This window comes from Streptomyces cyaneofuscatus, assembly GCF_042718795.1.
In the GTDB taxonomy this organism is placed as follows: domain Bacteria; phylum Actinomycetota; class Actinomycetes; order Streptomycetales; family Streptomycetaceae; genus Streptomyces; species Streptomyces cyaneofuscatus_A.
In genome coordinates, this window is sequence record NZ_JBHXOX010000045.1 from 26,241 (window position 1) to 45,887 (window position 19,647).

Here is a 19,647-nt window from a genome sequence, read left to right on the forward strand (position 1 = left end):
ACCGGGGCGCTCACGGCCCGGTCTCCCGCCACCGCGCGCTCCGCCGACAGGAGACCACCACCAGGAAGGGCCACAGCGCCTGCAGGAACGTCACGACCCGCTCCGCGACGCCGGGCGCGCCCCCGCTCTGCAACTCGGCCAGGAACCAGAACGCGGTCGCGCCCATCAACGCGCTCGCGGCGAGCGACACGTCCAGCCTCAGCCCCCACGGGACCGGCCCCTTTCCCGAGACGGCGGCGAGGGGAGGCCATACCGCCAGCAGGACGAGGCCCACGGTGGCCACGGCCCCGTGCTCCAGGGCCCCGCCGCTGCTCGGGACCGGCACCAACGTCAGGGCCAGGGCGCACAGTCCACCGCCGGCCAGGGCGACCCGCCCGGCGAACGCCGCCTCCCGGAGCGCGTGCGCCGTGACGACGTAACACGTGCCCAGCACCAGCAGCATGCCCGTCATCAGCCAGTAGCTGCCGGCCCCGTAGGACGCCAGCACACTCAGGGTCTGCGTCGCGGGGTCGTACGCCGGACCCTGCCGTAGCTGGGCGATCATCCAGGAACCGACCAGCAGCACCGGGGCACATCCGGAGGAGAGCAGAGCCCACCAAGGAGCAGATCGCATCAAGGCATCATAAATGGCGCGTCATTGCTTGTCGTTGACCTCGGTGCCGAGCCACGGGAGCCAGGGGGCCGGCCCCCTCTGCGTCACGGGTCGGCGGAGCGGCGGCACGTCGGCCGGAGGACGGCGGCACGTCGGCCGGAGGACGGCGGCACGTCGGCCGGAGAACAGCGGCACGTCGGCCGGAGAACAGCGGCACGTCGGCCGGAGAACAGCGGCACGTCAGTCGGACGCCAGGGCCACCGCCCCCACCGGGCAGGCCCGCACGGCCTCCCTCACCAGCGGGTGAGTCCCGGTCGTCTGCTCCCGGCCCGGGAGCACCTCGCTGAGGCCGTCGTCGTCCTGGGTGAACACGTCCGGCGCGGTCAGCGCACACATGCCGGCTCCCACACAGCGTTCCTTGTCGACCTGGACTCCCACACCGCTCACCAGGCCACGGGGAGTTCCAGCAGCCCCTGGATCGTGTCCCCCGGTTTGTGGAGGATCTCGTCCGCGGGCACGGCGAGCCTGAGGCCGGGCAGCCGCTCGAACAGCGTGCGCATCGCGATCTCCAGCTCGGCGCGGGCCAGGTTCTGGCCCAGACACTGGTGGATGCCGAAGCCGAAGGCGAGGTGGTGGCGGGCGGAACGGTCCCAGTCGAGCGTCTCGGCGCCGGGGAACACCTCCGCGTCGCGATTGATGAGCGAGGTCGAGAAGACCACGCCCTCACCCTTGCGGATCGTCGCCCCGTCGACCTCCAGGTCCTCGGTCGCCAGGCGCTGCAGGCCGTCGGCGATGGACAGGAAGCGCAGCAGTTCCTCGACCACCACGGCGGCCGTCGTCCCGCCGGCCCGCAGCGCCGCCAGCTGTTCGGGGTGGCGCAGCAGCGTGAACGTGCCGAGCGAGATCATGTTCGCCGTCGTCTCGTGGCCCGCGATGAGCAGGATGACGGCGAACGCGACCAACTGTTCGCGGTCGACCGGTCCGTCCGGGTGGTCCCGGTGGATCAGCTCGTCCAGGAGCCCGTCCCCCGGCTCGGTCCTCTTGCGGTCGATCAGCGCGCCGAGGTAGGTCTCGAGTTCGTCGCGTGCCGTGTCCACATCGTCGGCTCCCGGGCCGCGCAGGAGCCGCTGCGAGCACTCCTCGAAGAACGCGTGGTCGGCGTACGGCACGCCGAGCAGGGCGCAGATCACCATCGACGGCACCGGCAGGGCGAACGCGCTCACCAGTTCGACCGGCGGCCCTTGTCGTTCCATCGCGTCGAGCAGGCGGTCCACGGTCTCCTGGATGCGCGGCCGGAGCGCGCCGATCCGCTTCACCGAGAAGGCCGGGATGAGCATCCTGCGCTGGGTGTTGTGCTCGGGATCGTCGACGCCGAGCAGAGCCACGCGACGCCGCTGGGCGTTCGCGAACCGCTGGGCCGGGACGGGGAAGTCCGGGTGGCTGCGGTCACTGGAGAGCCGCGGGTCGGCCAGCAATCGGCGGGCCAGGGCGTGTCCGGTGACCGCCCAGACCGGGCGTCCGTCGAAGAGGGCGACCCGGCTCAGCGGGCGCTCCTCGCGGAGCGGTGCGTACCCGGTGGGCGGGTGGTACGGGCACCCCCGGTCCTGGGGGAAGGACGTCGCGGGGGCCGGGGCGGTGGCAAGGGTGTGGGGGGCGAGGCCCTGGCGGGCCGGGCCGTCCGTCGTGGGTTCCGTCATGGGATCGGGTCGCCTCGCAGTGCTCGGTCGTACGCGCGGAGCCGGTCGTTCCGCGCTTCCCCACCATTGGATGCCTAAGGCACCTATTCGGTCGACGGGTAGACCGGCCAGCTCACCGGGGCCATGGATCTGGCCGGTGCCATTCGTACGCGTTCGAACCGCACCGCATCGGCTCAGCTCCGAAGGGGCGCCCGGTTCACGCCGGACGTGGCCACCGGGCCGCCGACGGCTGGAACCGGACGGGAGGGCGGGGCCTGAATCATGCCGTACGCCGACGGCGCGCCCTCGTATGCCTTGAAAGCCCCGCTCATGGCTTGAAAGCCCGGCCCGCGGCTTGAAAGCCCCGCTCATGACGTCACCGGCGACCACGGGCCCGCGTATGAGACCCGCGTTGCCCCGGGGGCAGGACCGCCACGTACGGTACGGCAGGTGAACGAACCGCCCGAAGCCGCTGCCGAGCCCGCCGTGGACGAGCGTGAACCGGCCACGACGATCCGCGTGTTCCTGGCACTCGCCCCGCCCGACGACGCCAAGGACGAACTGGCGCGGGCGCTGGGTCCGGCCTACGAGGAGTACCCGCGCCTGCGCTGGAACCGGATCGAGGACTGGCACATCACGCTGGCGTTCCTCGGCGAGCTCCCGCTCACCACCGTCCCGCTCCTGATGCCCCCGCTCGCTGAACTCGCCGCCCGGCACCGGCCCCTGCGGCTGGCGCTGCGCGGCGGCGGCCACTTCGACGAGCGGGTTCTGTGGAGCGGGATCGAGGGGGACCTCGAAGGGCTGCACCGGCTGGCCACCGACGTACGCGACACCGTCAGGGCCTGCGGTGTCTCCTTCCCGGACCGGCCGCTACGGCCCCATCTGACGCTGGCCCGCTCCCGCCGGGGCGACCACCGTGCCGCGGTGGACGTCGCCGCGGGACTCGCCGCGTTCTCCGGCCGCGTGTGGGAGGCCGAACGGCTCCATCTGGTCGGCAGCAACTTCGGCCGTGGCCCGGGGCCGATCCGCTACCGCGACATCGAGGCCTGGACCTTCGGCCACGGAACCTGATCCGGGTTCGCCACCCTGGCGCGGTACGTCGTCAACACGCCGCTCCACAGCACCAGTCGGGCACGTGTGTCGGCGCCCGGTGTGCTTGTCCCGGGCCGGTATATGTATGCGAGCACTCGCAAAGAGATCATGGTTTCCGTCGAGTGCCCATGCCGTCGCCTCGGGGTGCGTCCGCCACCCCCCGCGGTGCACGGCCGCACCCAAGGAGAGAGACATGCGCTACGGAAGCGCGCTGCGCGAGCAGATCCGCACGCCGGGAACGACCCCGCTCGTCGGCATCTACGACATGTACTCGGCATCGGTCGCCGCCCGGCACTACGACGGCTTCTTCGTCTCCGGTTTCGGCTTCGCCGCCTCCCACTACGGGCTGCCGGACATCGGCTTCATCGCGTGGCCGGACATGGTGGCGTTCGTCGAGCGGCTCCGGCTCGCCTTTCCCGCCCACCATCTGCTGGTCGACATCGACGACGGTTACGTGGACCCGGAGGTCGCCTGCCACGTGGTGCAGCGGCTGGAGCGGGCCGGAGCCTCCGGCGTCATCCTGGAGGACCAGCGGCGTCCGCGCCGCTGCGGCCACGCCGACGGCAAGCGGGTGCTGCCGCTGGCCGAGTACCTGGAGAAGCTGAACCTCGTCCTGGAGAGCCGGCAGGACCTGGTGGTCGTGGCCCGCACCGACGCCACCGAGGAGGAGGACATCCTGCGCCGCGCCCAGGCGCTCGCGGAGACCGATGCCGACGTGGTGCTGGTCGACGGGGTGCGGGATGTCGAGTGGATCCGCCGCATCCGCAAGGTCATCGACGACAAGCCCCTGCTCTTCAACCAGATCGCGGGCGGCAGGTCGCCGAGGCTCTCGCTCTCCGAACTCACCGATCTGGAATGCCAGGTGGCCATCTACAGCACGCCCTGCCTGTTCGCCGCACACGCCGCCATCGACTCCGCGCTCAGCGAGCTGAAGGAGGCCGACGGACGGCTCCCGGAGTTCTCACCCGGTACGTCGATCGGCGTGCGGGCCTCGACCGCCCTGCTGGAGCGGAACATCAGCCGGCACCACCCCTCCGGGCTCCGGACCGTCTGACCCGGGACGTCAGCGCGTGGGCGACACCGCCAGTTCGAAGAGGTACCGCTTGGTGACCCTGCCTCCGTACCGCCCGTCGATCAGGGCCTCGACGCATCCCAGCAGCCCGTTCCTGGCCGCCACCGGAAGCGCCCGGTGACCGGAGAAGGTCCGCAGCAGCTCCAGGTAGCCGGCCGTGGTGAAGGTGAGGTCCTGCTCGTGGCGGCGCAGGACCGTGGGGCCGAACCGGCCGCTGCGCGCCACCTCCCGCAGGTGGTCCGACGCGTCGACGTCGGCCGCCGCGGGAGGCCGCAGCCCGGGCGGGGTCTGCGGGTCGAAGCGCTCGTAGCAGCGCTGGACCTCGGCGAAGAACTCCTCAGTGCCGCCCCTGACATGCTGGCCGCGCACCACGGCGAGCGCCCCGCCCGGGCGCAGGGCGTCGGCGGCCCGGGTCATCCGTACCGCCGGGTCGATCCAGTGGAACGCGGTCGCCGAGACCACCACGTCGTACGGTTCCGGGGGCAGCGGCCAGCTCTCGAACCGGGCCGTCACCACCTCCACGTCCGTGGCGCCGGCCAGGTTGCGGCGGGCGATCGCGGCCATGTGCGGGCTCGCCTCGACAGCGGTGATCCGGCAGCCCCGTGCGGCCAGGGGCACCGTCGCCTGACCGGTCCCGCAGCCCACCTCCAGGACCCGGCTGCCGGCGCGGGCACCGGCGAGCTCCGCGAGGTCGTCGTACAGCGCGGGCGGATATCCGGGCCTGGCCCGGTCGTACAGCTCCGCGTCCTCGTCGAACGTACGGGCCAGGCGTGCCCGCCGGGGCTCGTCGGGGCTGTCGTCGCGTCGGGCGTCCACGGCTCGGGTCATGCGGTTTCCCGGGGCGCGGGCCGGGCGTGCGTCAGGAGGAACTCGGTCGCCCGGGCGATGGCCTCGGCCGATGTGCCGTGCACGGCCTCGGACTCCTCCTCCTGCCGGTCCGCCGCCGTCGCGGTGTACCACCAGGCGTCCACGCCCGGGTCATGGTGGATGACGGCGGAGCCACCTGCGTACGCGAGGGGAACGGACTCGCCGGCCGACCTCTTGACCACCGCGTGGGGCCACTTGAGGCGGGCGGACTGACGCTTGATGCCGCCCCAGGCCGCGCCCAGCTGGGAGTAGCTGGCTCCGCTGCGGCCCGCCGCGGTGGCCGCGCTCTCGGCCAGCCGGTCGACGGACCGCTTGGCTTCGTACAGGGCCCGGAGCGTGGCCAGTTGTACGTCGGGGGCGGCCAGGAGCGCGGCGTCGAACGGCTCGCCGGCGGTGCGGTAGGCGAGCGCGCGTGTGGAGATCCGCTCGGCCAGTGCGCGGACCGCGGCGAGCACCTGCTCGTCCATGACGAACGTGTCGTCATCGCCGGGCTCGTTCCAGGCCGGCTCAACGGGGGTCATGACGACGGTCCAGAAGTTCTCGTCGTCGCGGGTCGGGGTGGGGACAACTTTCGTTCCATCCATACGACAATTTTAGCTGTCGCAAGGGCTGAACGACAAGAGAAACTGTCACTCCGACGCTCACCGGGCGTCAGCGGCTTCCGACAGGGCCGTGGTGAGGCGGCCGAGAACCTCCTGCAACCCGAGAACTTCCTCCACGGACAGACCCGTCGCGGCCAGCACCCCACGGGGGACGGACAGCGCGGATTCACGCAGCCGCGCGCCCTCGCCGGTGAGTTCGATGACGACGGATCGCTCATCCTCACGACTGCGCTCACGCCGGACCAGCCCCGCCGCCTCCAGCCGCTTCAGCAGGGGCGAGAGCGTGCCGGAGTCCAGCCGGAGGCGCTCCCCGATGACCTTGACCGGCCGGGGACCTTCCTCCCACAGGACCAGCATGACCAGGTACTGGGGGTAGGTGAGGCCGAGACCCTTGAGCGCCTGCCGATAGAAGCCGCCGAACGCCCGCGACGCGGCGTGCAGCGAGAAGCAGACCTGGTGGTCCAGTCGCAGCAGCTCCTCGTCGGGGACGGCGGGGAGGTCGGGCGAGGCGTGGGAAGCAGGCGTCATGGATCCAGCGTACCGCCGACCGCGCCATTGAATTGTGTACAACTTAATGATGTGCAATCTTTGTTCCGTGGCCGCGACGATCCGTTCGCGGCACCGACGAGGAGGGTCACCCCCATGGACGCGCTGTACACCGCCGCCGCAACCGCCAACGGCCGCGAGGGCCGTGCCGTGAGCTCGGACGGCCAGATCGACCTGCCGCTCGCCCTGCCCCCGGCCCTCGGCGGCAACGGCAAGGGCACCAACCCCGAGCAGCTCTTCGCGGCCGGGTACGCGGCCTGCTTCGCCAGCGCGATGGCCGCCGTCTCCCGCGAGATGAAGCTCGACACGAAGGACGTCTCCGTGACCGCCGAGGTCTCCATCGGCAAGGACGGCGGCGGCTTCGGTCTCGCGGTCGTCATGCGCGTGGAGCTGCCGGACTCCCTCACCGGAGAGGTCGGACAGCGGCTGGTCGAGGCCACCCACGCCTACTGCCCCTACTCCAAGGCGACCCGGGGGAACATCGACGTGGAGCTGGTCATCGAGTAATCCCGTCGTCAGGCGGTCGACCCCGCTTCCGGGCGGTCAGGCCGTCAGGCGGTCAGGCGGGCCAGCACCGTCTCGACCGCCCGGCGTACCGCGTCGCGCGCCTCGTCCGTCGGGCCGAGGGTCTCGAAACCGTGGCGCCCTTCCGGTACGTCGACCACCTCGACGTCGGCCCCGCAGCGCCTCGCCGTGGTCAGGAACTCCTCCACGGTCGCGGCGATCTCGGCCATCTCACGGCCCGCCCGGACCAGCACGATCGGGAGCTTCCCCGCCCGGGCGACCGCCCGCACCGGGTGGAAGCGGGCGTCCGCCACCCCCCAGCCCGGCAGCGGGGCCAGGATCGGGTAGTTGGCGGCCAGGCAGCGCAGCCAGGCCGGGGGTGCGGCCAGCCAGTCCGCGGTGAGGGGGCCGCCGCCCGAGAAGAACCACAGGGCGATCCGGTCCGCGTCGACCCGGGGATCGGCCCGCACCCGTTCCACCGCGGCGGCCACGTCCTCGGCGGCCCGCTCGTAGTCGGTGAAAGCGTGCAGCCGGTGGTCCACGGTCGCGGCCACGGCTCCGTGCCCGGCGACGTACCGGGCGTACCCCGTGAAGGTCGGCCAGTCCCGGGGCGTCGGCCGTGCTTCGGCGGGTACGGGGCCGCCGTGGACGAACACCACGGCCGGGTGCGGCCCCGGTCCCTCGGGCAGGTACAGGTCGGTGTTCCCGGTCCGTTCGCGGGGGCGTTCGGGTGCGTCGAGGAGGAACGGCCGCAGATGCGGGGGCGGTTCGGCGGCGTCGGCGGGCTTCAGCCGGTGGCCCCGGCCGGCCGCCGCCTCGGCCAGGACCTCGGCCAGCTCGACGGGGCAGGACAGCATCGGCCAGTGGCCCGTGGGCAGTTCGAAGAAGGTCACCCGGGGGTCGGCGAGGGCCTGGAGCGCGGGTTCGCCGAGGTCCACCATCAGCTGGACCAGCTCGATGCCCGGCCCGTTGCCCGTGCACAGCACCCCGGTCACGGGGACCGCCGCCACGGCACCGGTGAGGCGCAGCGGCTGGAGGAGGGTGCCCAGGGGCTGCGGTGCCGCGAGGGCGGTGAGCCCGTCGAGGGCCGCCTCGGAGAGCCCGGCGGTGCTCCCCCAGCGGGGCCACGCGTCCCGGGCGGGCGGCGGCAGTTCACCGACCTGCCCTACCCCGTCCCCTCCCCCGCCTTCGGTGAGCTCCTCGCGCAGGCGCTGGTCGGGCACCGCGGCCAGGGCCGGGACGCCGTCCCGCGGCATCCCGGAGTCCAGGTGGACGATCCGGGCGACCGACCGCGCCCGCCGGTCCGCCGCGCCCAGCGCCGGGTGGATGCCGTAGTCATGGCCGACGAGGACGATGTCACCGCCGCCCTCCACCGCCACCGAGTCGATCACCGCGAGCACATCCGCGATGTGCGTCTCCAGGTCGACGGCCTCGCCGGGACCGGCGGGGCGCCCGCCGAGCCCGGTGAGCGCCACCGTACGCACCTCGGCGCCCTGCGCGGTCAGTCGCGCGGCCGTGTCCCGCCATACGTACGGGCCGGTGAACGCCCCCGCCACCAGGATGAATGCGGTCATGGTTCCTCCTCGTCACCTGCTCTTCCGCGCACCGGCCCGATCCGCCGGCAGCGCTCGCCGGTACCGTAGGAACTCCTCTTGGGGGAGGTTCAAGTGTTCTCGTCGTACGACGGTCTCTGCACGATCGGTGAGCTGGCCGAGTACGCGGGCGTCACCGTCAAGACCGTCCGCTTCTACTCGGACGGCGGGCTGCTGCCGGAGGCGTCCCGCAGTGCGGGCGGGCACCGCAGGTACGCCCCGGAGGCCGTGGAGCGGCTGGGCCTGATCCGCTCGTTGCGCGGTCTCGGCCTGCCGGTCGCCGACGTACGGCGCGTCCTCGACGAGCAGGACGCCGGGGGCGCGGCCGATGTGCTGGAGGCGGCGGTCGACGGCCGGCTGCGCGTACTCGGCTCCGAGCTCAGGGCCCTGCGCTGGCGGGAGGCCGCGCTCCAACTGGTGCGGGACTGCCCGCCGGAGGAGCGGCCTGCCCGGCTGCGCCTGGTCGGCGCGGTGGCCGCTCCGCCGAGCACCGCCGCCCTGGTCCGGTTCTGGCGCGCGTGGCTGCCCGCCCGGATGCCCGCCCGTTCGGTCGGGGCGTTCCTGGAGGCGGCGGTACCGCAGCCGCCCGACGACCCCCGCCCCGATCAGGTGCTCGCCTTCGCCCGGCTGTACGCCTTCGTGACCCGGCCGTGCGGAGGAAGCGGCGGCGGCCCGTGCCAGCCCAGGGCGCACAGCTCGGCCGGGGCCCGTGAGTCGGCCGTGCTGTACGCGGGGCTCGCGACGGCGTACGACTTGGCGGGCGGGGAGATGCGGCGGGGCGGGACACCCCGCCCGGGTGAGGCCCTGGACGGGTTCGTGGACGCGTACGCGAGCACGTACGGCACCCGTGACACTCCCGGATTCCGCCGTCGGCTCGCCGGTCAGCTCGCGGCCGATCCGCGTATCGACCGGTACTGGGAGCTGACGGCCGAGGTGCTCGGCGCTCCGGACGGCCGCCAACGGGAGCCGACGCCCGGAACGGCCCATGACTGGCTTCTGGAGGCGCTGGACACGCACCTGTCGACGGGGCTCGGGGAGCGGGGCGCCCGGATGCCCCTGACCGGGCCCGGGCCTGGTACGACCCGGGCCCGGACGCCCTAGAAGGCGGTCCAGGTGAAGGCGACCTCGTCCCCGGCGCTCAGCTTGAACTGGCAGCCGCCGACCGGGATCGAGGTGCCGTTGACGGCGATGTTCCAGTAGGCGACTCCGCCGCCGCTGACGTTCTTTATCGTGTCGACGGAGAAGTCGTCGAACGACGCGTACCAGGTGCCGTCCCAGGTGAAGTGTCTCTTCCGTGCGGCGTCGTCGAGGGCGGCGGTCGGCGTGGGAACGGCGCTCGGGTTGGCTCCGCCGTTGGTGCCGTCGCAGCGGTGCGTGCCGCCGGTGGCGGTGGTCACGTCATGCCCCTTGGTCTTGATCTTTCCCTTGAAGAGACGCCCGTCCGGCCCCTTCACGGTCAGGGTGACCTTCACCGGAGCGTTCGTGGAAGCGGCCGTGGCCTGTGGCTGGGCGACGGCGGGGGCGGAGGCGAGAGCGAGGCCGAGGGCGGCCGTGACGACGAGGGTGCGGCGGGCGGATGTCAGGTGCACGAGTGTGCCTTTCCGGTACGGGGCGGCCTGCCGTGCCCGCACCGGAGCCCGACCGTCCGCACCGCGTCCGTCCGCGCGTCTCGCGGCGTACGCGCGGCAGACCGGGGCCGCGGGGCTTCGCACTGCAGACCATGACAGGGGAAGCGGTACACGTCACGCGCCGGGCTGTCCGACTCGCGGCCCGGCGGGCCGCACACGGTTGCAGGTCAGCGCCGGATTCCCACCGGCTTCCCCCAGTCGCGCACGCATTCAGTTGTCGCTCCGGATCCACCGAAGCCCTCGCATGGTACGGCCGGTCGGCCGCGTCCGGCCGGGGAATGGGCCAATACGTCGTCCGTACGCGGCGGTCAGGGGTCAGGGGCGGGCGGACGGGCCGAACCGTTGAGGTGCCAGGGTGGCGAGGAGGGAGGTGACCACGAGGTCCGTCGAGGCGGCCATGTCCACGGAGTCGGGCGACAGCAGCCACTGGACCTGGAGACCGTCCATGACCGCGATGATGGCGTTGGCCGCGTTTCCGGCCGTCTCCGCGCGGTCGGCGGGGAGTTCGCACGCCTCGCGCAGGGCGTCGGCGACGAAGATCCGCAGTCCGTCGTAGCGGTCGCGGAAGTAGTCCTGGGCCGGGTGGTCGTCGGTGACGGACTCGGCCGAGAGGACCGCGTACAGCCGGACGATCCCCTCGCGCTCGGCGTTGCGGAGCGCGGTGTTCACCAGGTGGCGCAGGAAGTCGAGCCCTTGGGGGCGGTCCGGGCCGAGCTGTTCGATGTCGGCCCGGTCGCGCAGTTCGAGGACGCTGGTGAGGAGCAGCGCCTTGGAGCGGAAGTAGTGCAGGACGCCCGCCTGGGTGAGGCCGACCCGGTCCGCGATCTCCGCGAGCGAGGCGTTGTTGTAGCCGCGGGCGGCGAAGGTGTCCATGGCGATGGACAGGATGTCCTGCTGCCGCTGCTGGGCTTCCGGGCTGCGCGGCGTACGGGGCTCGGCCGGGCGGCGTGCCGGCCTGCCGACCGGCTTCTTGCCTGCCGATTGCTTGCCCACCGGCTGCCTGCCCCCTGGCTGCTTGCCCACTGACTGGTTGCTCACCGGGTCAGCTTAAGCCTGCTCCGGGCGGTGATCCGGGAGAGATCTCCCCCGGGCGGCAGAACACCGTCTCCGACCACTTACTAACCACTTAGTGGGTGTGGTTTCATGCCGTTGCCCCGCCGATGTCTCCAGGTATCGACGTATCGACCCAAGGAGAGAGCCGCATATGTTCCACCCCCACCCCCACCCCCGCCGCCTCAGAGCAGGCGCGGCAGGCGCCGCGTTCGTCGTGGCCGTCGCCGGTCTCGGTCTCCATGCCACCGTCACCACCGCACAGGCCGCCGACCCGGTCGCCCAGGTCTGGGTCACCACCACCGACGGCAGCAAGAAGCTGACCGCCGACGGAAGCGTGCCGTTCACCGGCACCCCGCAGGGCCTCGACATCCGGATCGACGCCAACAGCAAGGGCCAGAAGTTCACCGGCGCGGGCGCCTCCGTGACCGGTGCGTCCGCCCACCTCATCCAGAGCCTCCCGCAGGACCGGCGCACCTCGCTGCTGCGGTCGCTGTTCTCCGCGGAGGGGGACGGCATCGGGCTCAACTACCTGCGCCAGCCCCTGGGCAGCACCGACTTCGACGCGAACTCCAACGCGTACACGTACGAGGACACCCGGGGTTCCTTCTCCATCGACCGGGACCGGGGCCAGATCATCCCGGTCCTGAAGCAGGCCACCGCGATCAACCCCGCCATCCGGTTCATGGGCTCACCCTGGTCTCCCCCGGCCTGGATGAAGACGAACAACTCCCTCAACGGGGGCAGCCTCAGGACCGAGCACCACCAGGCGTACGCCGACTACCTGGTCAAGGCGATCAGGGCGTACGGACAGGAGGGCATCACCCTGACCGACCTCACCGCGCAGAACGAGCCGGAGTTCGCGACCAGTTATCCGTCGATGAGCATGACGGCGACGCAGCAGGCGGACTTCTTCCAGGTCCTGGACCGTACGCTGACGGCCGCGAACCTGCCCACCAACCTGCTGGCGTACGACCACAACTGGGACCATCCCAACTACCCGCTCGACGTCTTCGCGCGCACGGGGGGCATCCAGCGCATCATCGGCGCGGCCTTCCACTGCTACGGGGGTGCCCCGGCGGCGCAGCAGCAGATCGTGAACGCCGGGAAGCGGGTCTTCTTCACCGAGTGCTCCGGCACCGACAGCGCCAACCCCGCCACCACGTTCGGCGACACCCTCAAGTGGCACGCCGAGAACCTCGTCGTCCAGAACATGCGCAACGGCGGCGAGACGGTCATCAACTGGAACCTGGCCCTGGACCAGAACGGCGGCCCCCACCAGGGGCACTGCACCAACCGCTGCAACGGCATCGTCGAGATCGCCGGCGGCCAGGTCACCCGGAACGCCGAGTACTACGTCCTGGGGCACGTCACCAAGTTCATCAAGCCGGGCGCGACCCGGATCGGCTCCACCAGCCAGGGTGCCGGGGGTGTGCAGAACGTCGCCTTCCAGAACCCGGACGGCACTCGCGCGGCCGTCGTCGTCAACACCGCATCGGGTTCCCAGCGGTTCTCGCTGACGGACAACGGCAAGTCGCTCGCGTACACCCTGCCCGCCGGTGCCGTCGCCACCTTCACCTGGAGCGGCGACGGCGGTACGACGGAGCCTCCGGCCGGTTCCATCGACCCGGCCGCCTGGTACCGGGTGCAGAACACCAACAGCGGCGCCTGCCTGGACGCCGCCGACTGGGGCACCGGTGACGGGACCGCGCTGCAGCAGTGGGCCTGCGGCACCGGGGCCAACCAGGGCTGGCAGTTCCGGCCGGCCGGCGGCGGCCACTACCAGGTGGTGAACCGGCACAACGCGAAGGTCTGGGACGTGGACGGCGGCGCCGGGGCGACCGCCGACGGCACCAAGGTCCACCTCTGGTCGTCCGTGGGCTCGACCAACCAGCAGTGGCGCCCCGAGCCGCTGGCCGCAGGCGGCCGCTACCGCTTCGTCGCCCGCCACAGCGGCAAGTGCCTGACCGTCGACAACTCCTCCACCGCCAACGGAGCTCGGCTCTCCCAGCAGCCGTGCAACGGGTCCGCCGCCCAGTCGTTCGCGCTGACCGGTTGACCGGCTGACCACGCGCATCGCTCACATAGGGCCCCGTCGCACGCGGCGGGGCCCTACCGCGTAGTGAATCAGCCCCGGATCGCGGTCAGCAGCCGGGCGCAGCGCGCCACCATGTCCCGCGCCGACTGGTCGGGGTGGGAGGTCCACCAGCCGACGAGGGCACCGACCGTGCCGGTCCACACGTGCTTCAGCGCGTCGGCGTCCAGCGGGTCCTCGTTGCCGTGCCCGCGCAGCAGGTCCGCCGTCCCTGAGGCGGCGAGGTCGTCGATGGTCCGCCGGTGCCGGTGCGCGGCGGCGTGCAGGTCGGTTCCGGGCTTCAGCGTCCGGTCGTACAGCACGAACCAGGCGCCCCGCTGACCCTCCAGGACACCGAAGACGGCGCTCAGCACGCGGTGAGGCGTCTCCGCCTCAGGCTGCCCGTCCTCCGCCATGGCCTCCTCGATCGCGGTGACGAGCCGGGGTGCGACGTGCTCCAGGCAGGCGAGGTAGAGGCCGTCCTTGGAGCCGAAGTACGTGTAGAGCATCGGCTTGGTCACGCCCACCCGCCGGGCGATCTCGGCCATCGAGGCCGCCGCGTGGCCGTGCCGGCCGAACTCGTCCATGGCCGCCGCGAGGATCTGCTCCTCGCGTCGCGCGCGCGGGATTCCCTTGGTCCCGGCGTTGGGACGGGTGGTCCCGGCGTTGGGACGGGCCGAGCGCACCGGCCGGGTGGAGGGCGACGAACCTCTTGCCGTGTTCATGACTGAGACTATACGTTGCAGTAAATTACCCAGAGGTAAATTACTGGAAGGTCATATCTCATGGCGGACCGCACCTCCTCCTCTCCTCCCCGGCCCGACAGCGTCGGCACCCGTTCCTGGTGGGGCTGGGGCGCCCTCGACCAGGCCCTCCCCGACGCGGAGTGCGCCTCGCTCGCCGCGCTGGTCCCGGGCGCGGCTCCGTCGCCGCTGGCCGTTCCGTCCATCGCCTCGCTGGGGCTGCCGGCGCCCCGGGTGAGCGGGCCCGCCGCACTCGCGCCGCTTCTCTCCGCCGACCCGGCCGACCGTGCGGCCCACACCTACGGCAAGGCCTTCCGGGACGTGGTCCGCGCGCTGTACGGGGATATGTCGGCGGCGCCGGATCTGGTGGGCCGCCCCAGGGAGGAACGCGATGTGGTGGATCTGCTCGACTGGGCCGCCGGGGCGGATGTCGCCGTGGTGCCGTACGGGGCGGGCAGTTCGGTCGTGGGCGGGGTCGAGTACCGGGCCGGGGACCATTCCGGCGTCCTCTCCTTGGACCTGTCAGGGCTGGACCGGGTCCTGGAGGTCGACCGGGTCAGCCGCGCCGCCCGCATCCAGGCCGGTGTCCTCGGCCCCGAACTGGAGGCGCAACTGCGGCCGCACGGGCTGACGTTGCGCCATTTTCCGCAGAGCTTCGCGTTCTCGACCCTCGGCGGCTGGCTCGCCACCCGCGCCGGCGGCCATTACGCCACCCTCCACACGCACATCGACGACCTGACCGAATCCCTGCGCGTGGTCACGCCCTCAGGGGTGAGCCAGTCGCTGCGGGTGCCGGGGTCGGGGGCCGGGCCCTCGCCCGACCGGCTGTTCCTCGGCTCGGAGGGGACGCTCGGGATCATCACGGAGGCGTGGATGCGGCTCCAGGACCGCCCGTCGCACAAGGCGTCGGCCTCGGTGGTGTTCGAGCGGTTCCCCGACGCGGTGGAAGCCGTCCGGGCCATCGCGCAGTCGGGGCTGCACCCGGCCAACTGCCGGCTGCTCGACCCAGGCGAGGCGGCCCTGTCGGGGGTGGCTTCGGGGGGTGGGAGCGTGCTGGTGCTGGGGGTGGAGTCGGCGCACGGCCCGGTGGAGGGCCGGCTCGCCGAACTCGTCGTGGTGGCCCGGGACCACGGCGGCTCCCCGGTGGACGAGGCGTCCGGTGACGGCGACTCGGCGGCCGGCACCTGGCGTTCGGCGTTCCTGCGGATGCCGTACCTCCGCGACGGGCTGGCCCGGATGAGCGTGATCAGCGAGACGTTCGAGACGGCCTGCACCTGGGACCGGTTCCCGGCCCTGTACGAGGCGGTGCACCGGGACGTCGGGGCGGCCGTACGGAAGGTGACCGGTGCGCCGGGCCTGGTCAACTGCCGCTTCACCCACGTCTACCCGGACGGTCCCGCCCCCTATTTCACGGTGATCGCCCCCGGCCGGCGCGGGGCGGAGGTGGCGATGTGGGACGAGATCAAGGCCGCGGCCATGGAGGTGCTCGGTGAGCAGGGGGCGACGGTCACCCACCACCACGCGGTCGGCCGCGACCACCGGCCGGGGTACGACCGGCAGCGCCCGGAGCCGTTCGCGCTCGCGCTACGGGCGGCGAAGCGGGCCCTCGACCCGGCCGGGATCCTCAACCCGGGGGTGCTGTTCGACGCCGCGACGGCGTGACGGGCGGAGCGTCCGGGCCCGGCGACGGGGTCAGCGAGGACTCGATGCGGGTGAGCTGGTGGGCGAGGCTCGTCATCCACACCTCCAGGTCGACCGAGAGGGGCGTCGGCGGAGGGCCCTCCGGCGCGGTCCACCGCCGTACGGGCTCCGGGCTGGAGCGGTCACCGGTCAGCCGGGAGGCGATCCGGTCCGTCTCCGTGACCAGCTCCCCGGCCGTGGTCCGGGCCCAGGCGGCGGCCGGGGCGCTCGCGCCGGACTCGGGGCGGAGGCCGAAGCGGGGCAGCCAGTGGGCGCCGAGGAGCATGTGGTTCGCCGCGATGAGCAGGGCGTGCCAGTCGGTACGGGTGTCCTCCCCCGGAGCCTCCGTGCGGTACTGCGCGTACGCCGCCTCGGCGAGGCGCAGCCGGTGGACGCCGGGCAGGGTCTGCGGCGCGGCCCGCGAACCGCCCGGCGGCGCCAGCAGCGCGTCCGCCGTCACCGGCACCAGCGGGGCGCAGGTGCGCAGCAGCCCCGCCATGGCCCGGTGGACCTCCCGCCGCGCACCGGCCGGCCAGGCGAGCAGTCCGCACAGCAGACCGATCACGCTGCCGGTGACGACATCGATCATCCGGGCCTCGGAGAGCCGCCAGGTGACCGGTTCGATCTGGGCGAACGCGGTGGCGACGACCAGCGTGAACAGCCCCTGGGCGTACGCGATGCCCAGCAGCGGTCCCAGGGCGAACGCCACCAGCATCACCGGAGCGAGCAGCGCGGCGTACACGTCGGTGTGCGGGCTCAGCCCGATCAGGAGTGCTCCCGCCACGAGCGCTCCGGCCGCGTTCCCGACCACCGCCAGGCGGACCGCCCGCCAGGTCGCGCCGGCCGTCGTGCGACCCAGGGTCAGGACGGCGAGCAGCACCCAGAAGCCGTGGGACAGATCGAGGGAGCCGGCCACCGCGCGGGCCGCCGCGAGGCCGAGCGCGGTCCGCAGGGCGTTCTGGAACAGCACCGACCGGAAGGTCACGTTGCCGGTGACCCGCCGGGCCCAGAGTCTCGGCGTGGACAGCTCCGCGTACCAGAACAGCCGGCGCGGGACGGCGGGCTCGGTGGGTCGGCCGCGCACGGCGATGTCGGTGGTGATCTCCGCCATCCGCGCCGACTCGGCGAGCGCCAGCACCTGCGACTGGCGGCGCAGGACCTCGACCGGTGGCCGCTCGCCGGGCGGCCCGGAGGCAAGGCGTACGCGCTCCGCCTGGAAGCCTCGCATCGCCTCTTCCAGGGCCCCGGCCACCGGCGGCCCGGTTCCGGTGCGCAGGAACCGGGCGCAGGTGGTGCACAGCTCGGACACCCGTTCCAGGAGGGCGGTGGAGGCGGGGTCGGGGGCTGCCGGTGGCGTCTCGGCGAGCGTGGCCAACTGGTCCAGCAGTCTGCGGACCGCTCGGCCGCCCTGTTCCAGCGCGCGGTCGCTCCGCCCCGCGCCGGCCGGGCGTTCCGCCGGTGGTACGGACGCCAGGCGCAGCCGCGCCCCCGCCTCGCGCAGCTTCTCGGGCGGTACGCCGCCGGGGGCGGCCCCGCGGGCCCCCTCGCCGAGCGCGCGGGCGAGGCGTTCCGAGTAGGAGGCGGCGGGCGGGTCGGGCAGCAGGAGTTCGCAGGCCGCGAGGGCCAGGACGCCGATGGTCAGTCCCGCCAGCCGCTGACCGAGCGAGTCGGGGGCGTACGGCGGGAAGCAGGCGAGGATGTAGAAGAGCTGGAGGCCCGGCGCGACGCCCGCCGGACGCGGGCCGCCCACCGCGGCGAACGCCAGCACGAACCCCACGGCCAGCATGCCGCCGACGGCCGCCCAGGTCTCCACCGCGAGCAGGGTGCCCAGGGTCGCCAGGACCAGGGCCGGGGGCAGCGCCCGCAGCATGACGGAGACCCGCTGGCGGCCGGAGCCGGGGATCGGTGAGAGCAGGCCGACGGCGATTGGGGCGAAGAGGGCGTACAGCGCCATGACCGGGAGCCCGGCGCCGTACAGCAGCGGGTAGAACCCGGCGCTCGCCGCGACGGCGACCCGGACGGCACGGCGGAGGATGGTCGCCCTCTCCTGCCCGGTGGCGGTCACATCCTCCAGTGTCGGCCTGGACCGGGCCGCCCGCTCGGGAGGGCGGACAGGCGGGGCCCGGTGACAGGTCAGGCCGTGACCGACTCCTTCCGGGTGTCCAGGCGGCAGGTCAGGCCGAGGCCGACTCCTTCCGGGTGGCCAGGCGGCGGGTCAGGCCGTCGCCGTCTCCGTACGGGCCTCCTTCTCGGCGGTGCGGCGGCGCACCACGGCGTAGCCGTACGAGTCGGGCCAGCGGGGCTCGGCGCCGAGGGCGTCGGCGGCGTGGTGGGCCCAGTACGGGTCGCGCAGCAGCTCGCGGCCGAGCATGACGGCGTCGGCCTGGCCCGAGGCGACGATCTCCTCGGCCTGGGCGGGCTCCAGGATCAGGCCGACCGCGGAGACGGGTATGCCGGTGGCCTGCCGTACCTGTGCGGCGAAGGGCACCTGGTAGCCGGGGTGGGCGGAGATCCGCGCGTCGCGGACCAGGCCGCCGGTGGAGACGTCGAGCAGGTCGACGCCGTGGGCGGTCAGCTCCTTGGCGAGGCGGACGGTGTCGTCACCGGTCCAGCCCTCGCGCGGGTCCTCGTCGTTCTCGGTCAGCCAGTCGGTGGCCGAAGTGCGGAAGAGGACGGGCAGGTCGTCGGGCCAGACCGCGCGGACGGCGTCGACCACCTGGAGCGGGAAGCGCAGCCGGTTCTCCCAGCTACCGCCGTAGGCGTCGGTGCGGTGGTTGGCGGCCGGGGAGAGGAAGGAGTTGATGAGGTAGCCGTGGGCGCCATGGATCTCCACGACCCGGAATCCGGCGGCGAGGGCGCGCTCGGCGGCCGCGGCGAAGTCGCGGACCAACTGCTGGATCTCGTCCTCGGTCAGCTCGTGCGGGACGGGCAGGCCGTCGAACGCGACCGCGCTGGGGGCCACGGGCTGCCAGCCGCCGTCGCTCTCGGCGACCGGGCCGCCGCCGTTCCAGGGCTGCTGGGTGGAGGCCTTGCGGCCGGCGTGGGCGAGCTGGATCGCGGGGACCGATCCGTGGGAGGCGATCGCCGCGGCGATGCGGGTGAAGGCCTCCTGCTGGCGGTCGTTCCACAGGCCCAGGTCCCAGGGGCTGATCCGGCCGTCCGGGCGTACGCCGGTGGCCTCCGCCATCACGAGCCCGGCGCCGCCGGCGGCGCGGGAGGCGAGGTGCGTGAGGTGGAAGTCCGTCGGCACCCCGGCCTCGGGGCCGTGCGAGGCGGCGATGTACATGCACATCGGGGACATCCACACGCGGTTGGGGATCTCCAGGGACCGCAGGGTCAGGGGCGTGAACAGAGCACTCACCGGAACGTCTCCTCGATGGGTCGGGGCACGGAGTGGTGGTCCGGCCCTCGCCGGAGGGCAGGACCACCATGGCCAGTACGATAGCCCTCGTAGTACGGCAGTTGTCAAACTACGAGGATGTTCGTACTTTAGAGGTGCGAGACCTGAGGAGGCCGCCCATGCCCACGACCGAGTCCGACGTAGCCGCCCCGTCCGGGCGCCGCCTCGCCCATCCGTCCACGGAGGAGATCCGCCTGGAGGGCGTGCTGCACGCGCTGGCCGACCCGGTCCGGCTGACCATCGTGCGCGAGCTGGCGGACGGCCACGCGGACATGGCCTGCATCGCGTTCGACCTCCCGGTCAGCAAGTCCACCACCACCCACCACTTCAAGGTGCTGCGCGAGGCGGGCGTGATCCGGCAGCACTACGAGGGCACCTCCCGCATGAGCAGGCTGCGCGAGGACGACCTGGAGGCGCGCTTCCCCGGGCTTCTGCCGGCCGTCCTGGAAGCGGCGCGGCGCTCTGCCGCGCCTTCTGCGGTATAGCCCCGGTGCGCCGTCTGCCCCGGGCCCTCGAAAGGGCCCGGGGC

19 protein-coding genes are annotated in these 19,647 nt (G+C 73.0%); 7 read left to right on the plus strand and 12 right to left on the minus strand.

Annotated elements, in window-relative coordinates; translation table 11 throughout:
• Positions 1 to 10: 10 nt before the first annotated feature.
• The 3 genes from ACFWRT_RS35285 to ACFWRT_RS35295 all read right to left on the minus strand — a co-directional run bounded on the left by ACFWRT_RS35285 (position 11) and on the right by ACFWRT_RS35295 (position 2,289).
• Positions 11 to 613 (minus strand): DUF998 domain-containing protein, encoded by a 603-nt coding sequence (locus ACFWRT_RS35285; RefSeq protein ID WP_380953819.1) that lies wholly within the window; start codon positions 611 to 613, stop codon positions 11 to 13.
• A gap of 219 nt (positions 614 to 832) precedes the next feature.
• Positions 833 to 1,039, minus strand: coding sequence for a ferredoxin (locus ACFWRT_RS35290; protein WP_380953818.1), 207 nt, complete (start codon positions 1,037 to 1,039; stop codon positions 833 to 835).
• Positions 1,036 to 2,289 carry a cytochrome P450 gene (locus ACFWRT_RS35295; RefSeq protein ID WP_380953817.1) on the minus strand — a complete coding sequence of 418 codons (1,254 nt, stop codon included), beginning with the start codon at positions 2,287 to 2,289 and terminating at the stop codon, positions 1,036 to 1,038. The genes ACFWRT_RS35290 and ACFWRT_RS35295 overlap by 4 nt, the downstream gene beginning before the upstream one ends.
• A 429-nt stretch (positions 2,290 to 2,718) precedes the next feature.
• Between ACFWRT_RS35295 and thpR the strand changes: the two genes are divergently transcribed.
• Both thpR and ACFWRT_RS35305 read left to right on the plus strand, forming a co-directional pair.
• On the plus strand, positions 2,719 to 3,339 hold the full coding sequence (gene thpR / locus ACFWRT_RS35300; protein ID WP_380953816.1) for an RNA 2',3'-cyclic phosphodiesterase: 621 nt from the start codon (positions 2,719 to 2,721) through the stop codon (positions 3,337 to 3,339).
• Between the two features lie 214 nt (positions 3,340 to 3,553).
• Positions 3,554 to 4,414 (plus strand): isocitrate lyase/PEP mutase family protein, encoded by an 861-nt coding sequence (locus ACFWRT_RS35305; RefSeq protein WP_380953815.1) that lies wholly within the window; start codon positions 3,554 to 3,556, stop codon positions 4,412 to 4,414.
• A 9-nt stretch (positions 4,415 to 4,423) separates the two neighbouring features.
• Here the strand turns inward: ACFWRT_RS35305 and ACFWRT_RS35310 are convergent, their stop codons facing one another.
• The 3 genes from ACFWRT_RS35310 to ACFWRT_RS35320 are packed head-to-tail and all read right to left on the minus strand — an operon-like array spanning position 4,424 to position 6,429.
• Positions 4,424 to 5,260, minus strand: a complete 837-nt coding sequence (locus tag ACFWRT_RS35310) for a class I SAM-dependent methyltransferase (RefSeq protein WP_380953814.1) — start codon at positions 5,258 to 5,260, stop codon at positions 4,424 to 4,426.
• Complete coding sequence (locus ACFWRT_RS35315; protein WP_380953813.1) at positions 5,257 to 5,883, minus strand: hypothetical protein; 627 nt, start codon at positions 5,881 to 5,883, stop codon at positions 5,257 to 5,259. Before ACFWRT_RS35315 ends, ACFWRT_RS35310 begins: the two co-directional genes overlap by 4 nt.
• A gap of 57 nt (positions 5,884 to 5,940) precedes the next feature.
• On the minus strand, positions 5,941 to 6,429 hold the full coding sequence (locus tag ACFWRT_RS35320) for a MarR family winged helix-turn-helix transcriptional regulator (protein ID WP_380953812.1): 489 nt from the start codon (positions 6,427 to 6,429) through the stop codon (positions 5,941 to 5,943).
• Between the two features lie 114 nt (positions 6,430 to 6,543).
• On the opposite strand from ACFWRT_RS35320, the gene ACFWRT_RS35325 reads away from it, so the two are divergent.
• Complete coding sequence (locus ACFWRT_RS35325; RefSeq protein WP_380953811.1) at positions 6,544 to 6,954, plus strand: Ohr family peroxiredoxin; 411 nt, start codon at positions 6,544 to 6,546, stop codon at positions 6,952 to 6,954.
• Positions 6,955 to 6,998: 44 nt separating this feature from the next.
• Here ACFWRT_RS35325 and ACFWRT_RS35330 read toward each other — a convergent pair whose 3' ends face one another.
• Positions 6,999 to 8,525 (minus strand): alpha/beta hydrolase, encoded by a 1,527-nt coding sequence (locus ACFWRT_RS35330; protein WP_380953810.1) that lies wholly within the window; start codon positions 8,523 to 8,525, stop codon positions 6,999 to 7,001.
• 93 nt (positions 8,526 to 8,618) lie between these two features.
• Here ACFWRT_RS35330 and ACFWRT_RS35335 point away from each other — a divergent pair, with 93 nt between their 5' ends.
• Positions 8,619 to 9,644: a MerR family transcriptional regulator gene (locus tag ACFWRT_RS35335; protein WP_380953833.1), complete on the plus strand. Its 1,026-nt coding sequence runs from the start codon at positions 8,619 to 8,621 to the stop codon at positions 9,642 to 9,644.
• On the opposite strand, the gene ACFWRT_RS35340 is transcribed toward ACFWRT_RS35335, so the two are convergent.
• A complete protein-coding gene (locus ACFWRT_RS35340; protein ID WP_380953809.1) occupies positions 9,641 to 10,132 on the minus strand; it encodes a DUF4430 domain-containing protein in 492 nt (163 codons plus the stop codon). The genes ACFWRT_RS35335 and ACFWRT_RS35340 overlap by 4 nt on opposite strands.
• Before the next feature lie 354 nt (positions 10,133 to 10,486).
• A complete protein-coding gene (locus ACFWRT_RS35345) occupies positions 10,487 to 11,044 on the minus strand; it encodes a TetR/AcrR family transcriptional regulator (RefSeq protein WP_463288404.1) in 558 nt (185 codons plus the stop codon).
• A gap of 331 nt (positions 11,045 to 11,375) precedes the next feature.
• Here ACFWRT_RS35345 and ACFWRT_RS35350 point away from each other — a divergent pair, with 331 nt between their 5' ends.
• Complete coding sequence (locus tag ACFWRT_RS35350; RefSeq protein ID WP_380953808.1) at positions 11,376 to 13,280, plus strand: RICIN domain-containing protein; 1,905 nt, start codon at positions 11,376 to 11,378, stop codon at positions 13,278 to 13,280.
• Between the two features lie 68 nt (positions 13,281 to 13,348).
• Here the strand turns inward: ACFWRT_RS35350 and ACFWRT_RS35355 are convergent, their stop codons facing one another.
• Positions 13,349 to 14,020 (minus strand): TetR/AcrR family transcriptional regulator, encoded by a 672-nt coding sequence (locus ACFWRT_RS35355; RefSeq protein ID WP_380953807.1) that lies wholly within the window; start codon positions 14,018 to 14,020, stop codon positions 13,349 to 13,351.
• Positions 14,021 to 14,080: 60 nt separating this feature from the next.
• Between ACFWRT_RS35355 and ACFWRT_RS35360 the strand changes: the two genes are divergently transcribed.
• The gene (locus tag ACFWRT_RS35360) at positions 14,081 to 15,700 is read left to right on the plus strand and encodes an FAD-binding oxidoreductase (protein ID WP_380953806.1); all 1,620 of its coding nucleotides are present in this window, start codon (positions 14,081 to 14,083) and stop codon (positions 15,698 to 15,700) included.
• Here the strand turns inward: ACFWRT_RS35360 and ACFWRT_RS35365 are convergent.
• A complete protein-coding gene (locus tag ACFWRT_RS35365) occupies positions 15,663 to 17,792 on the minus strand; it encodes an FUSC family protein (RefSeq protein WP_380953831.1) in 2,130 nt (709 codons plus the stop codon). The genes ACFWRT_RS35360 and ACFWRT_RS35365 overlap by 38 nt on opposite strands.
• Positions 17,793 to 17,933: 141 nt before the next feature.
• Positions 17,934 to 19,079, minus strand: coding sequence for an NADH:flavin oxidoreductase/NADH oxidase (locus tag ACFWRT_RS35370; RefSeq protein ID WP_380953805.1), 1,146 nt, complete (start codon positions 19,077 to 19,079; stop codon positions 17,934 to 17,936).
• Between the two features lie 158 nt (positions 19,080 to 19,237).
• Here ACFWRT_RS35370 and ACFWRT_RS35375 point away from each other — a divergent pair, with 158 nt between their 5' ends.
• Positions 19,238 to 19,603 carry an ArsR/SmtB family transcription factor gene (locus tag ACFWRT_RS35375; RefSeq protein ID WP_380953804.1) on the plus strand — a complete coding sequence of 122 codons (366 nt, stop codon included), beginning with the start codon at positions 19,238 to 19,240 and terminating at the stop codon, positions 19,601 to 19,603.
• Positions 19,604 to 19,647: the final 44 nt, after the last annotated feature.

Coding starts and splice junctions, on each gene's coding strand:
- ACFWRT_RS35330 (WP_380953810.1), bottom strand. CDS start 8,525: ATGACCGCATTCATCCTGGTGGCGGGGGCGTTCACCGGCCCGTACGTA.
- ACFWRT_RS35345 (WP_463288404.1), bottom strand. CDS start 11,044: ATGGACACCTTCGCCGCCCGCGGCTACAACAACGCCTCGCTCGCGGAG.
- ACFWRT_RS35285 (WP_380953819.1), bottom strand. CDS start 613: ATGCGATCTGCTCCTTGGTGGGCTCTGCTCTCCTCCGGATGTGCCCCG.
- ACFWRT_RS35375 (WP_380953804.1), top strand. CDS start 19,238: ATGCCCACGACCGAGTCCGACGTAGCCGCCCCGTCCGGGCGCCGCCTC.
- ACFWRT_RS35310 (WP_380953814.1), bottom strand. CDS start 5,260: ATGACCCGAGCCGTGGACGCCCGACGCGACGACAGCCCCGACGAGCCC.
- ACFWRT_RS35350 (WP_380953808.1), top strand. CDS start 11,376: ATGTTCCACCCCCACCCCCACCCCCGCCGCCTCAGAGCAGGCGCGGCA.
- ACFWRT_RS35295 (WP_380953817.1), bottom strand. CDS start 2,289: ATGACGGAACCCACGACGGACGGCCCGGCCCGCCAGGGCCTCGCCCCC.
- ACFWRT_RS35355 (WP_380953807.1), bottom strand. CDS start 14,020: ATGAACACGGCAAGAGGTTCGTCGCCCTCCACCCGGCCGGTGCGCTCG.
- ACFWRT_RS35325 (WP_380953811.1), top strand. CDS start 6,544: ATGGACGCGCTGTACACCGCCGCCGCAACCGCCAACGGCCGCGAGGGC.
- ACFWRT_RS35305 (WP_380953815.1), top strand. CDS start 3,554: ATGCGCTACGGAAGCGCGCTGCGCGAGCAGATCCGCACGCCGGGAACG.
- ACFWRT_RS35320 (WP_380953812.1), bottom strand. CDS start 6,429: ATGACGCCTGCTTCCCACGCCTCGCCCGACCTCCCCGCCGTCCCCGAC.
- ACFWRT_RS35315 (WP_380953813.1), bottom strand. CDS start 5,883: ATGGATGGAACGAAAGTTGTCCCCACCCCGACCCGCGACGACGAGAAC.
- ACFWRT_RS35360 (WP_380953806.1), top strand. CDS start 14,081: ATGGCGGACCGCACCTCCTCCTCTCCTCCCCGGCCCGACAGCGTCGGC.